Origin of the sequence: Paenibacillus sp. EC2-1 (genome assembly GCF_049311625.1) — a bacterium.
Lineage (GTDB): Bacteria > Bacillota > Bacilli > Paenibacillales > Paenibacillaceae > Paenibacillus_AQ.
Genome location: NZ_CP186006.1, coordinates 134,179 through 147,269, shown reverse-complemented (window position 1 = coordinate 147,269; position 13,091 = coordinate 134,179). Strand labels below are relative to the sequence as shown.

Below are 13,091 nucleotides of genomic sequence, written 5' to 3'. Positions count from 1 at the left end.
TTATTCACCTCCCTTCTCGGTGTTCAGACCCGCTTTAATAGCTTGATATTGATCCATTTTTTCTAGGCTGACATAGTTCAAGCTTACAAAATGACGGTCACCCATTTCTCCGATGTTGTCCCGCTCTTCCAATTCGCGAACCTCGTTAATGTTGTAGACACCCATGGCAATCATTTCTTTGTAGTAGGCGGCTCTACTTGCGCTGTCTCCCCGTAGTTCCCCGGCGACATTGAATTTTGAGTAATACCTCCGGCGCTCCAACTCCGTGAACAACTTATAATCACATTCCTGTTCCCAATTGGTGATAATCGGCTGCAGAGTGCTTTTTACATATTCTAAAGACTGGTTCTCCATATTTGAAAACTTGACGTCCGTTAAACCTAGCTTGTAACCTGGCACCTTATAGATTTTAGCAACTTCACTAATGCCGAATTTGCTAGTCTCAATAAACTGCGCATCATTGAGGGGCATACCTAAGTTCTGGTACTCCATCCCAGCATCCAAAATCGCAATGCGGTGTGCGTTACTCAGTCCAGAATTTGCTTTCTGCCACTCATCCCGAGCTTTTTCCTTGGCAGGCTTGTCCAAGGAAGATCCTTGAGGTAGACGCAAGATGCCGCGGGTTGCTGTTCCGTTAGCGTAGAAGGAGCCTAAAAACTTACGCTGCGCTTGCTGTACGCCTAATTCCTCCCGAATAACCGAGATTGGCGTAATCCCCTTGAGTCCGCTTTTGCTAATCGAACGGAAGTGTAAAACATCGGTATGCCGAAGCTTGCGCATTTCTCCACTCGGCAGCGTGGTCACATACCATACTTCCCCGGTCACACTGTCGACATGAACGTCTGTCTTGGAAGGGTCCATCGGCCATAGCGCTTTAGGTCGCCCATTATTGATCCCGCTTGTTTCCCATTCGATATTGGCATAGCCATTTCCCCATACTGTCACATGAACTTGCATTAATTCTTTGAAGATATAGGCGCTCATGTAAGGATTCGAGCGCACGCCAAGCAGCTGGGATGCTGGATGGGAAGTGTCCTTTTCGATCCCGCTTCCTCTCTTTTTAAAAACCTGGAAAGGTAGCTTTCCAATATCTCCGCCCAAAATAGACGCACAAGTGTAGACGTTACTGTTCAGCAGAGCTTTATCGTTGGTGATTCGTTCACCGCTGGATGTGTTTGTAACGCCAAAGAGATCCAAAAGCCATTGTTTTGGATTTAGCAGCGAATCATCATCTGAACGCCGTTCGCGCCAGCGGCGGAAGACGTTTTTTTTCATTGGTTTTCACCCCCTTCCCTAGAACGAGAAGTCTTCATCCATGATATGTGCGTTCAAATCGATACGACCACTGCCAACCATCGCCCGAACCATAGCGTTGATGATTGCCGCGATAAGGTCAATGCGCTGGCTATCATCCTTATGTTTTTTACTGAGTTTAATATTTCCGTTGTTGTCAATTATTTCTACAGCATTTGATAAACACCATGTTAAAAGCGGACTTCCATCGTGTACGACTAGTCCTTTCAGGATCAACTCTCGGAAAAATTTTGTCGGCTCGGATAACGTCTGCACACCTTGACGAATTTCAACCCGCTCATATCCTTGCTGTTCCAGTTGTTGCGTGAAGTGAGTAGCGTTGTAGGGATCGTAACACACCTCCTGCGTGAACCACTCTTGCTCCCGTTCCATTCGTTCCATGTAGGATTGAATAAAGCTGTAGTCGACCACTTCCCCAGGCGTTAATGTACACCATCCGTCCTCCTTCCACTGACGATATGGAACGCGGTCACTGTGTTCATGTTGGGTTGCACGCTCCGAAGGCATAAATCCATGGGCAGTAACAGCATAGCGCCCTTCTGGCAGACGGAAAACGTAGCCAACAGCCGTTAAATCCGTAGTTTTCGATAAGTCCAGCCCGCTCCATGTCTGATAACCTTTCACCAACGCCAAAAAGTCCTCTCGCGATATCGCAAGGGACTTCCATTTATTCATATGACTACTAGACATGTATTTGTTTTCACTGTCTTTTTGCCACTGATTCACGCGTTTAGTGAACCATTCGCGGATTTTGTCTGGATTTCCGGAACCAAAAGCCTCATCGTGTTCAGTTTGTATCTGTCGGCGCAACTCCTGGGCATATGCATTTTCTTCTTGCAGGACTGGGTTCGGCTTGTCCCAGTTTTTCGGATCATGAGGATCGTCACCTTGGTCCAGTTCACGAATGATAGCGCAATATGTTTCCTGCATAGGCACTTGACCACGCAACATCTTACATAAAAAATCGTATTCCTTCTTACAAGGACTGTTCTCCGCATCCTTTCCGGCAGTGCTTATAATCTGCATTAGCGACTGCAGACGTTTTCCGAATCCAGAATAAGAGACGTCCAGAATCTCGGATGTCGGATGAGCATGGTATTCATCGATGACAACTAAACATGGCGCGCCGGAGTCCTTATTTTTAGTATCCCTACTTAGCGGTTTAAGAAGTCCGCCTCGCGTTGCATGTTCAATATATCCTCTTCGAATGCGAAGGCGTTTAGAAATCGCAGGGCTGTTTATCCCCATTTCCCGTGCATCACCCCATACGCGCTTCGCTTGTCCCTTATCAACCGCCGCACAGTCTACCTCCGGACTGTGTTCGTACTTCCTTAGTTCTGGTTGCCCCGGAGGATAAATACAATCTGCGCACATACCATACAGAGCTAGTCCGCTCATCTCTGTAGATTTAACGTTCCCGCGCGCTCGAAGGTGAAATGCCTTTCTAAACCTCCGCTGTCCGCTCTCCATATGTACCCATCCATAAACCTCACCCATATCAAACTTTTGGAAGGGAAGCAGTTCAATCGGTTGCCCACTGAATACACCTCGAACATGACGGCAGCACCGTTCAAACCATTCATAAACCCGATCAGCCCTACTTTCATCAAACACATATGGGAATTCTGGTGTTGCTTGACGTTGTAGGTCATCGAGATGACGCTGACAGGCAAGACGCTCCATTTCACAGCTTGACCGGATACCCATCACAATTTCGGCAGCATACCTAGTTGTAGGGTGAAGCTCCTCCCAATTAATCGAAGAGTTCTGCATCCTGATCTACTTCCGTATCGGCTTGGCGCTTGGCAAGTCTTGCACGAGATTCAGCGTTCAACCCGAGCTTATTAGAATAGGACAACGCGATATTCGCATACCGCTGAGACATTTGGACGAATGCGTTCGGGACCTGTATACCGGATTTGTTCGTTTCAGTGAAACCAAATTCATCTATGAGACGGTTTGCTTCCTGAACCTTAGATACCGCATCGCAGTATATCCCTAACACATCTTCATCAACCTTATCCAGCACACCGAACTCTTCCATGTCCTTAACTGTCTTTCTCCAAATCTTACGAGCTGAATCATCAAGCCATTCGGGTATCCGCAATTTCAGCTTTTTCTTACGATTAAATTTCTTAGCGGCTTCCTCTCGGGCCTCAACTTCCTTTTTGGTCCAATTCTTACCTCCTCCTTTTTTACCGACTCGCATATGATCAAAATTAATGACTGGATTCGCCACTCATCAAACCTCCTTTTCCCCATTTTCACCACGGGGACTTTTTTTCGCATTTGAGGGGCACGCGGTCTATAAGGATTCGCTTTTATTTTTCTGACCCCTGGGGGGCCTCTACCATCCCTAGTTCTTCTTCGATAGAATCACATACTGTATGAATTCTATCAAGGAAGTTCGCCTTGCCTAATCCATTCAAACAATCACCATTCACTAACTTAATCAGCTGATCTAAGTAGCTGATCTTCTGCATCGAAGAAAAATTAAACTCGTCCATTCCCAAAACCTCCATCTTCTCTAACAGTCTTAGCATCATGACAGAACTTGCACAGCGCCTGCCAGTTCTCGGGATTCCAGAACAACTTCATATCTCCCTTGTGCGCCGTGATATGGTCCACTACAGTAGCAGCTCTTACTCTCTGAGCTTCATAGCACTCGACACATAGAGGGTTCTTACTTAGGAAATCCATCCTAGCAACACGCCAACGATGTCCATAACCTCTCTTTGCCGATGACTCTCGTTCTTGGTCGTATCTTCTTTTTAATGCAGTGTGCTTCGAGCAAAAACCGATTCTGGTCAACTCACCGCATCCAGGTTTCTTACACGGTTTTCTAGGTGATAATCCCACCTAAAATCACCCCTTCAAGGGTTACATAATGTCCCTTTTGAATTACTCATACTGTACATTGTGTGTAACTCGTTGTATAACCGCACTCCCTTGCTCTGTAAGGCTTTGATCCTATTCAGGTAAATGAATTCCACCTATCCTTAATATGGAGAACTGATCAAGCTCTGTGCCGTTTTAAAGCCGCATCCATACTGTCCTGTTCGACTCCTATATATCGCAAAGTAACCTTCTCAGAAGAATGGTTGAAATAGTTCATTAACATTCCAATATCCTTGTCTGTTGTCTCGTAATAGAAGATGTAGCCGAACGTTTTTCGAAGCGTATGACATCCTATCTCTGACAGGCAAAATTCATCACCGATGGAGCGCATAATCTTATAGGCCATGGATCGGCTTATTGGACGGTTCCACCCCTCGCGGCTTTTAATCAGATATTCATTCGGAGCCTTACCAGCAATGTAGTCATTCAATTCTCGTTTTAAATCCGGTTGAATGAGCGCACGCTTTTTCTTGCCCGTTTTTTTCTCCACAATAGAGATGTGTGAACCCATAACATCACGTACACGTAACCGCAAGATATCACTGATCCGAAATCCTGTATTTATGCCAATCGAAAACATAATGTAATTTCTCATATTTGTTGCCCTTAAAAAATCTTTGATGTCCTCTAAAACTTCTTGATCTCGGACTGGTTGAACAAATTTCATTTCTGATCCCCCACTTTAGGCATGGAGTCTCTGACACACATGTTTTTTGGTTTGAGACAGAACTGAGCAGATGCTTCCCATCTCCCCCAAACACATCCTCGACATTTTAAAGGTTGTCTGACCAACGGTTTCTTATATTTCACTACCGCCCGTCACCTCGCTTTTTTCAAAAAAATACCGCCCCCGAAGGAGCGGCTATATAGGAGAATGGTTATGAAACCGTTGTTGGTTGGCCTTGATAGGATTCGAACCCATCTATTCCTTTAGACCACGAATAATCCGTATTTCTATCCCGCCCGGATGGAGCGGTCTGGGGCATCGAACCCCACCTCACACCGAACCCTTGACGATAAACGTCTAAGGATGAATCGTTCCATCCCACAGCGCGGCCGAGTTCCTACCGCGATAACGGGCAGTAGGCACACCGGAGAGGTTGAGTTCCTCTCTATGTGCCTACTGTATAATTAATCAACCGCCATTTTTGCGCCAACCTTCCGTCATTCCTGCGTCAATTTACCGTCACTTTTTCCGATGATTCCGCATAGCTTCAAATGTTCTGCGATGGTGTCAACACCAACACCTATTCTACGGTCAATCGTTTTTTCACTACATCCATGCTCCGACCAAAACGCATCTATCGTTCCAGAATATTTAACACCTTTGATGTACCTATGTTCAAAAATCTTCTTTACTTCTTCATCTATAATCAAACCAACAGCAACATTAATTTCATCTAATATCCGACCACCATCATTTAGAACTTTCTGCTGCTGAGGCGTTAAACTTTCTATTTCTCTCCGTCTCACATCATTTACTTGACGGGAAAGTTTCGGATAGTCAGTCAATAGTTTTTTTACCTTTTTACGTTCGGCTTCCGTCACGCTTGGATAGATTTCCATTTGTTCCACCACCCCCATATATTCACCTCTATATATAATCGAATATGGTTGCCTGACCTTCTTTAACAAACTCTGTGGAATCACATATTAACCCATCATCCAACCATCGTTTAGGCGCTTCTTTCGCATTATGGGGCCATACCATATCTCCTGCCTTGTGGCGCTTAGGTTCAAGTTCCTGCGCCATATCCGTCCAGACCCAATGTGTTTTTGCTGTTACATTGTTAGGTTCAGGTGCCATGCTTATCATCCTCCGTTACGATCCCAAGCGATTTGGCGTATTTAATCGTTTGGTCGTATATCACATCTAGGTCATCGCCCATCATCATCCATGAAGCAAGGAATTCATCATTGCTATATTCGGACCATATGTCTCCGGCTTGCTCTTCGGTGATGGTGTGACCGCGTTTCTTATAAGCTTCGATGACTTTTAGTTCATCCTCTTCGTAAATATTAGGTGCCACTTTTACACCTCCTCAAGAGGCTCGTATTCACTAGCTGGCATCCACAACCATTTTCGGCTGTAATCATCAAACAAGAGAAACTGTGTTAAACCATTTTCAAGCTGCTGAACAGCATAAACCGTCCGAACTACAGTATGATTAAAAGTCAATCTAGCCTTAAACATTTGCTTCTTCCTCTCTAAATGGAATACCTTATACGGTCCCCGTTTCACTGAGTTGTGTGGTCAAATTGGAAGCCTTCAGGCCTTTATTCGTACTCAGGATTTGAAAACTCAGTTTCATAATCATCAATAATCAGTTTGGCTTTTTGAGTCCACATTTTGAATATTGTTGCTTCAATTCCGTAAAGACCGCCCATGATTACACGGTTATCAAAACTTTTATCTTTGACCTCAGCTCTCCAAACAGTTCCATCTTCATGCAAAGCAATCATGTATTTACACTGATACATTCCTGTATCTTCTTTTGGGTCCATATACACATAGGTGCTTCCGTATTTATTTTCAACGATGACTGTTATCTCTTCGACCTCTTCATACGACAGATCATTCAATTCAAGATCATTTTCTACCATTTCTTCAATGAGTTCAGAGAGCTTGTATTCATTTTTCCCTGTACCTAAAAGTTCTTGAAGTTGCGCTTTTAATTTTTCCGAACCAGCAGCGTGAATAGAACGATTAATTTCTTCTTGTACCACGTTCAAAATCACTTGGTTGTAAGATGGTATGTCCAACTTATCTAAATTAATTTGAAGTTGTTTATTTACTGCCTCTTTCAGTCCCTTTCCGAAATCACTCCAACTGCGAAGAGAATCTTCAACAATGTCCTTGATTGTACTTTCAAGTTGTTTCTTAATAATCTTTTCAACGTACCCTTCTTCTTTCAGTTCAGCCAATTTATCATTTATAATCACGTTCATATCCATAGTTTTATAAGCTCCTTTAGTTTTGGTTTTGCGGCTTGCCGCCATCGTTTAAACCGCCATTAATCCTCTTATATCGCGAAGTATCAAGTCCGCAAACTCTTCTGCTTGCTGTTTGTTATAGTAAAAGCTTCTGTTACGCATTAAAGCACCAATAACATTCGAACGATCCGAAGGATTCCCGAGCAATAAGGCCGACACTCCTATCCTTGGAACTGCTACAACAATTGTTCCATGTCCTCCTTCTATCCAATAAGCTGCTATGCCACCTTCCCAGCCATCAAGATCATAAGATTCACGTCCATGCCTGAGGGTTTCCTCTCTCTTGGGTTTAGGCATCTCGTTCACTCCTTTAGAGTTATAGGGTATATATGTGGGAGGTCGCCCTCCCTTGGGATTAGGCTTGTCTCTTAAAATGCTTGAAATATGAAGTTCTCTTTTCCTTTGTCATTAATCCTATCTCAGTAGGTGTCATAGGTTTCCTAGAAGCTGCAGTAATTCCATCCCAACCATTCTTCATCCGGCGGTGGAATGTGCGTACATTTATGCCATTCTTTTTTGCCAATTCAAGCAAATGAGCTGGATATTTTCGTCTGCCCTCTTTCGCCGATGCAGCCTGTTCCTTACGATCTTGTAAAGGTTGAGTAGCAGCACGTTCCATGCTCCATCCAAGTCGATTGACTCTATAGCGGAATGTGCTATAGCAGATTCCATTTCTTTCTGAGATCGCCAGCCATTTTCCCTTTAACGATTTTTTGTTATGTGGTGGATCTGCAAGGGCACGTTCCTTTGTCCATCCTAGTTGTCTAATTCTCACATTAAGTAAAATCTCGCTAATTCCGTTAGCTTCTGCCTGTTCATACTCTTCCGGAGTAATATAAAACCAGTGGCTCATCCGTTTTGCCCCTCCTCTGCTTAATCCAGCTAATTTATCAAACAAAATCGAGCAACCCACGTTTACTGAGGCTTATATCCTGACACCCAAGCAAATGCCCTACTTTTTCTCCCTGGATCTTCAATCAAGTACGATAAGCCCTTTCTTAAAAAGCCATCTGAAGAGATTCGAATTTCCCCGTATCTAGTTCTGACTGATTTGTAACTTGCTATCTCAGCTTGAGGATAAACAACGAAAGACACATGCTCGGACCTACATCCAGATTTCAACATTTTAACGAATGCATTCTCGATCAGTTGCAACGCTTTAAGATTTAAAATCACTTCTGTTCCATCAATGGCTTTAAGCATATGAAGTTTCCTCCGTTGCCCACTTTCCTAAGCGTTTTGTAAACTCCTGTATGCCGCCCTCAATCTCTTCCCGATCTAAGCTAGAAAATTCGGAATCCAGTTCTTGTCTAGCTGGGACTTGTCCAGTTGCCAAAGTCCGAGCCTTTAAAAATTCAAATACAGTCCATCGATTTTGCTTCATGGCACTATCTCCACTCCCTATAGTCCAAATTTCCTTACTCCGTCACCTCTTCGGCGCTTTATTACACGAGCTTCTAGCTCATTAACTTTTTCCATATCGATTTGTTCCGCAAATCTCGACCAAAACGGAACATATCGGTAACTGCTTATCTCAGCTGCCTTGTATACATAAGCGGAAGGCTTCTCCTTGGCACCAACTGGACAGCCAAGTTGAATACAGCGTGAATACGGTAGAAGTATGTCGGCAACAGGCTCAGGAGCACACGCCCATGTACCTCTCCATATCCATTCACCGTCTTCTTCGATTTGTTGTGGGATGAAACATGGCAAGCCTGATGCTATGGCCTGTTGTTTGTTCAGCCATCTGCCCATTATCGGCCGCCTTTACTTGTTTGCATTTCTTCCGCCAACTTCATCATCTCTTCGTACTCAGCATCGTTTACAGACATAGCGCTTGAATTATCTACGATTGGAATTCCTGGTTTCTTCTCTCCCTTTGCAAATCCCCCGTTACGCCGTTTACTTGAATGTTCGACCTTCTGTCTTTTGAATTCGAGTATCAGAGCTTCACAATCATTAAGTGCTTTAGCACCTTTCCTCTCCCACTCGACCAATGTCTGATTAACGTATGACCACTTGAATGCCCCGTTATCTACTGCACATCGAATGGCAAGCTTTAATACTTCTTGATCAAAAGTCTTCAGCCAATCTTTTACGTACTCATACTGAGAGGGAGGCATTTGTCCAATGTTTCTCGTGTAAAAATCAACAACCTGGGCAAATGCCCGTTCCTCTCCTTCTTCTTCTTCTTTAATAATTACTTTACTTTTCTTTACTTTACTTTCCTTTACTTTACTTTGTGGTGTTTCTGCACTCATCTTGTCGCGTTTAATCGGGTTAATGTACTCATTAACTATATTTCCGTTAACATTAACAATTACGATAGAGTGAGATACCTTTTCGCTTTCCTTGTCAGGATCAATAAGTAAGAAGTCTTCCAGAATAGAAATGATCTTACGGCGCTTGGCTGCTTCAATAAATCTCTTCTGAAAGCCTTTTGATGTTAAAACATTATGATTCTCGTATAATTCCTGATTGAAGAAATCCCATTTAATGCACTCATTTATGACATCTCTTATGGTGTTAATGTCTACATTAATCCGGTTGGAGAATGCATATTGCTCTCTCTCTCCCCAAGCATAAAAATAGCCATTACGGTAAATCTCCATCATGATCTTAACGATGATACCGAGACCCTGCATCCCATACTTCCCAATTACTACAACCAGCTTGTCGTCCCGGTCGAAGTCAATATCAAGAGGGAAATAGTCTAGGCTCTCCTTCAATGGCCGTGCCATGACTTCAATCCCCTTTCTTTGAATTGCTATAGCTTCTCTTTAAGAAGCATTTATGATATAATTCCAGTAATTAAATTTTTTAAAAGCAGATGATCACGCTGGCAGGCGTGGTCTTTTTCTTTTGTCCATCTTTCGTTTAATTGGCTCAGATACTTCTAGAGGATCGATCATAAGAATACTTGAACGGAGTTTTCTTATTTCATCACCAATTCTCACCATAGATTGAATATCATTTAAACTTTCAGCATCCATGAATCTGCGGTATAGCAAGTTCAATCTATTTCGAACATTCCTCCGAAGTTTGTCCCTTTTAGTAAAAACATCCTTCATACCATCTCACCCATTTCATTTTTCAAATTGACTTGTGGAGCCGTCCATTATCTCGTTGTTGGTCCCACCATTTAAGAAATGCTTCTCGTGGAGCGTACAGTGGCTTCCCGATTTTAAAAACATCAGGAATACCACCGTTTTCAGGGCTTTTGTTCATAAGATCATAAACAGTTCTCAACTTAATATTTGTAAAGTCATGAATGTTCTTCGCAGTTAAGTTATTTGGGAGATCATTTCTGGATACCATAATTTAAAATCACCCCTTTTTTGTTATGATGTTTTGCGTCGTGATTTTTTTGCTCTATTGAATCCGAGTTTCTCGGACTCTCTGCCAAAAAAAATATACGAAAAAGGAACTTTATACAGGTTCAAAAGACTAACCATTAATTCATGAGGGATGTTAGTGCTGTCTAATTCATACTTGTTGATAGTATCAAAGCACTTCCCTGTATACTCAGCAACCTCCTTTGTAGTTAATCCGCAATTAACTCTAGCAGCGCGAAGGGTTATCTTGAAAGGTTCCATACTGGCTTCACCTCCTTCCGTGTCTTTATGTTAATCCGGTAAACTCGGATTGTCAAGCTTGTGTATCGACTTTTTAACCGTAAATTTCGGATTTGATATTTACAATAAGGAAAATAATCCGTATAATACGGATAAACATATTGAAGGAAAGGGAGTTTGTATTGTGGCAAGGAAAAGAATCACTGAGGTAGAAAGAAAAATCATGCGTGATATCGCAGAAAATTTAAAATCTATTTTAATCAAAAAAGGACTCACTCAAAAAGACCTCAGTGAATTATCTGGACTATCCACTAGTGCAGTCTCTGATTACCTCAACGCAAAAACAATGATGGCACCAAGTATCCAACAAACTATAGCTGAAGCTTTGGGTGTTCATGCTAAAGAAATAAATAGCTCCTTGGCTTCTGTTGACAACGGAGGATACGATCCTGTTGGAATACCACTTATAGGAACTATTTGTGCCGGAAACGGTATACTGGCAGAACAAAATGTCGAAGATAGAATATTCTATCCATTCCCCAATAAAACACAACCAGATTACGCCTTGCGAGTAAAAGGAAGCTCTATGATTGGTGCAGGTATAGATCCAGGAGACATAGTTTATCTAAAAAAAGCACCATGGGCAGAATACAACGGTCAAATCGTTGCTGTCTTGCTTAAAGATAGTGAAGAAGGAATGTTGAAGCGTATTAAATGGACCGAAGGGTCCCCGGTTATTTCGCTTGTTCCTGAAAACGAAGAATATGAAATCAAGGAAGTTTATCCGAGCGAAATAACAATATGCGGCGTTTACAGAGGCCACTTCAAAATTGATTTTGAATAGGAGTGATGAAACGTGCCATATGCAAGGCGTAGAGGTTGCAAGTGCGAGAACAAGAAGAAGTGCAAATGTGGCGCTACGTGGTCCTTTACAGCTAACTGCGGCAAAGATCCTGTTACAGGAGAAAGAATACAAATACCAGGTAGTGGATTCAAAACTAAGGCAGAAGCTTTAGCTGCGGCAAAAGAAATTGAAATTCAATACAAAAACGGTACATATGTCAAAGAAAAAAAAGTCAGCTTCAGAGATTTTTCAAAGGAGTGGCTAAAACACTACCAATCTATCGGGGGTATATCGGATGGTACCGTAGATATACGTCGCCATGCTATTCAACGTATGTTAAGATACTTCGATAAAATACCAGTCCCCCAAATCACCCCCAAAATGTATCAAGACATGTTAATTAAAATGAAAGAACCTGGCGGAAAAAATAAAGATGAAGGATACGCTCAAGAAACGTTAATTAGTACACATAATACAGGGCAAATGTTGTTTGAATGGGGAGTCATTCACGGATATGTAAAAAATAATCCAACTGAACATTCTAAGATACCTAGAATTGATAAGCAATACGATGTTATAGACGATGAAGAAGAGCTGCCAAAGTATCTTGAAAAGGAAGAGTTAGCAAAATTTCTGGAGACAGTAAGGATACATGGAACGTTTAAAGATTATTCGGCTTTTTATACCTTGGCATACTGCGGCATTAGAATTGGCGAATTGTCGGTTCTCTGCGAAGAGGATTTGTTTTCTGAGGATTGTCGATTAAGAATTAACAAGACCGTTTATAACGGTAAATGTAAAGCAAGTGAGTTTAAATTGAAAAAACCAAAAACAAAAACATCAAGACGAACAATTGACATTGATAAATCTGTGGTTGAATTATTAGAGAAGCAAATTAAAATGCAAAAAGAATTCAAAATGTCCAAGAGGAATATTTACTATGACAAACACAATTTTATATTCGCAAACACAGATAGAAATCCTGGTTACCCAGAACATAGAAATCTTTTTGTTCGACACATGAAGAAGTTTTTGAAAATAGCTGGGTTAAATACTGAACTCACCCCCCACTCTCTCCGGCATACTCACGCTTCTTTGCTTGCAGAGGCAAGATTGCCACTAGAAGCAATAATGGACCGACTTGGGCACAAGGATGACCAAACGACCAGACTGATTTACCTTCATGTAACAAAAGAAATGAAGAAGCTAGCCTCTCAAAAATTTGCTGAACTGATGAGAGGTATTTAATTTCCTGTTTTGGTGGGCAAACTGTGGTCATAAATATATAAATTCCATTGGAAACCCTTTTATATAAAGGGTTTTCTTTTGTTGTACAAAACAAATTGTATTATATTAAATCAAGCCCAAATTGCAACCAAATTATCTAGCAGGCACACATAATAGCAAAATCATCTGCCAAATCTATGAATATCCTTTCACATCCAGCACCATAATAATAACAACAC

General features: G+C 42.1%; 21 protein-coding genes. 2 read left to right on the top strand and 19 right to left on the bottom strand.

What is annotated here, in order from left to right:
* The 19 genes from ACK8P5_RS00725 to ACK8P5_RS00635 all read right to left on the bottom strand — a co-directional run bounded on the left by ACK8P5_RS00725 (window position 1) and on the right by ACK8P5_RS00635 (window position 10,802).
* The gene (locus ACK8P5_RS00725; RefSeq protein WP_422659107.1) at window positions 1-1,275 is read right to left on the bottom strand and encodes a phage portal protein; all 1,275 of its coding nucleotides are present in this window, start codon (window positions 1,273-1,275) and stop codon (window positions 1-3) included.
* A gap of 18 nt (window positions 1,276-1,293) precedes the next feature.
* Window positions 1,294-3,087 (bottom strand): terminase large subunit, encoded by a 1,794-nt coding sequence (locus tag ACK8P5_RS00720; RefSeq protein WP_422659106.1) that lies wholly within the window; start codon window positions 3,085-3,087, stop codon window positions 1,294-1,296.
* On the bottom strand, window positions 3,068-3,553 hold the full coding sequence (locus tag ACK8P5_RS00715) for a phage terminase small subunit P27 family (protein WP_422659105.1): 486 nt from the start codon (window positions 3,551-3,553) through the stop codon (window positions 3,068-3,070). Before ACK8P5_RS00715 ends, ACK8P5_RS00720 begins: the two co-directional genes overlap by 20 nt.
* 82 nt (window positions 3,554-3,635) lie before the next feature.
* Entirely contained in the window at window positions 3,636-3,821 is a 186-nt protein-coding gene (locus ACK8P5_RS00710) for a hypothetical protein (protein ID WP_422659104.1), read from the bottom strand.
* Window positions 3,808-4,173 carry an HNH endonuclease signature motif containing protein gene (locus ACK8P5_RS00705; RefSeq protein WP_422659103.1) on the bottom strand — a complete coding sequence of 122 codons (366 nt, stop codon included), beginning with the start codon at window positions 4,171-4,173 and terminating at the stop codon, window positions 3,808-3,810. The genes ACK8P5_RS00710 and ACK8P5_RS00705 overlap by 14 nt, the downstream gene beginning before the upstream one ends.
* Before the next feature lie 157 nt (window positions 4,174-4,330).
* Window positions 4,331-4,879, bottom strand: a complete 549-nt coding sequence (locus tag ACK8P5_RS00700) for a site-specific integrase (RefSeq protein WP_422659102.1) — start codon at window positions 4,877-4,879, stop codon at window positions 4,331-4,333.
* Between the two features lie 497 nt (window positions 4,880-5,376).
* The gene (locus ACK8P5_RS00695; RefSeq protein WP_422659101.1) at window positions 5,377-5,778 is read right to left on the bottom strand and encodes a hypothetical protein; all 402 of its coding nucleotides are present in this window, start codon (window positions 5,776-5,778) and stop codon (window positions 5,377-5,379) included.
* A 28-nt stretch (window positions 5,779-5,806) separates the two neighbouring features.
* Window positions 5,807-6,019, bottom strand: coding sequence for a hypothetical protein (locus ACK8P5_RS00690; RefSeq protein WP_422659100.1), 213 nt, complete (start codon window positions 6,017-6,019; stop codon window positions 5,807-5,809).
* Window positions 6,009-6,242: a hypothetical protein gene (locus ACK8P5_RS00685; protein ID WP_422659099.1), complete on the bottom strand. Its 234-nt coding sequence runs from the start codon at window positions 6,240-6,242 to the stop codon at window positions 6,009-6,011. Before ACK8P5_RS00685 ends, ACK8P5_RS00690 begins: the two co-directional genes overlap by 11 nt.
* A 2-nt stretch (window positions 6,243-6,244) precedes the next feature.
* Window positions 6,245-6,406 carry a hypothetical protein gene (locus ACK8P5_RS00680; protein ID WP_422659098.1) on the bottom strand — a complete coding sequence of 54 codons (162 nt, stop codon included), beginning with the start codon at window positions 6,404-6,406 and terminating at the stop codon, window positions 6,245-6,247.
* 83 nt (window positions 6,407-6,489) lie between these two features.
* Window positions 6,490-7,212, bottom strand: coding sequence for a hypothetical protein (locus ACK8P5_RS00675; RefSeq protein WP_422659097.1), 723 nt, complete (start codon window positions 7,210-7,212; stop codon window positions 6,490-6,492).
* A 3-nt stretch (window positions 7,213-7,215) separates the two neighbouring features.
* A complete protein-coding gene (locus ACK8P5_RS00670; RefSeq protein WP_422659096.1) occupies window positions 7,216-7,503 on the bottom strand; it encodes a hypothetical protein in 288 nt (95 codons plus the stop codon).
* A gap of 58 nt (window positions 7,504-7,561) precedes the next feature.
* Window positions 7,562-8,059 carry a hypothetical protein gene (locus tag ACK8P5_RS00665; RefSeq protein ID WP_422659095.1) on the bottom strand — a complete coding sequence of 166 codons (498 nt, stop codon included), beginning with the start codon at window positions 8,057-8,059 and terminating at the stop codon, window positions 7,562-7,564.
* Between the two features lie 62 nt (window positions 8,060-8,121).
* Window positions 8,122-8,409 carry a hypothetical protein gene (locus ACK8P5_RS00660; protein ID WP_422659094.1) on the bottom strand — a complete coding sequence of 96 codons (288 nt, stop codon included), beginning with the start codon at window positions 8,407-8,409 and terminating at the stop codon, window positions 8,122-8,124.
* A complete protein-coding gene (locus tag ACK8P5_RS00655) occupies window positions 8,402-8,590 on the bottom strand; it encodes a hypothetical protein (protein ID WP_422659093.1) in 189 nt (62 codons plus the stop codon). The genes ACK8P5_RS00660 and ACK8P5_RS00655 overlap by 8 nt, the downstream gene beginning before the upstream one ends.
* A gap of 17 nt (window positions 8,591-8,607) precedes the next feature.
* Complete coding sequence (locus tag ACK8P5_RS00650) at window positions 8,608-8,961, bottom strand: hypothetical protein (protein ID WP_422659092.1); 354 nt, start codon at window positions 8,959-8,961, stop codon at window positions 8,608-8,610.
* Window positions 8,961-9,947, bottom strand: a complete 987-nt coding sequence (locus ACK8P5_RS00645) for a Lin1244/Lin1753 domain-containing protein (RefSeq protein ID WP_422659091.1) — start codon at window positions 9,945-9,947, stop codon at window positions 8,961-8,963. Before ACK8P5_RS00645 ends, ACK8P5_RS00650 begins: the two co-directional genes overlap by 1 nt.
* A 93-nt stretch (window positions 9,948-10,040) precedes the next feature.
* Window positions 10,041-10,199, bottom strand: coding sequence for a hypothetical protein (locus ACK8P5_RS00640; protein WP_422659090.1), 159 nt, complete (start codon window positions 10,197-10,199; stop codon window positions 10,041-10,043).
* A gap of 348 nt (window positions 10,200-10,547) precedes the next feature.
* Window positions 10,548-10,802 carry a helix-turn-helix domain-containing protein gene (locus ACK8P5_RS00635; protein WP_422659089.1) on the bottom strand — a complete coding sequence of 85 codons (255 nt, stop codon included), beginning with the start codon at window positions 10,800-10,802 and terminating at the stop codon, window positions 10,548-10,550.
* 163 nt (window positions 10,803-10,965) lie between these two features.
* On the opposite strand from ACK8P5_RS00635, the gene ACK8P5_RS00630 reads away from it, so the two are divergent.
* Window positions 10,966-11,625, top strand: a complete 660-nt coding sequence (locus ACK8P5_RS00630; RefSeq protein WP_422659088.1) for a LexA family protein — start codon at window positions 10,966-10,968, stop codon at window positions 11,623-11,625.
* Window positions 11,626-11,637: 12 nt separating this feature from the next.
* Window positions 11,638-12,873, top strand: coding sequence for a tyrosine-type recombinase/integrase (locus tag ACK8P5_RS00625; protein WP_422659087.1), 1,236 nt, complete (start codon window positions 11,638-11,640; stop codon window positions 12,871-12,873).
* The last annotated feature ends 218 nt before the right edge of the window (window positions 12,874-13,091 follow it).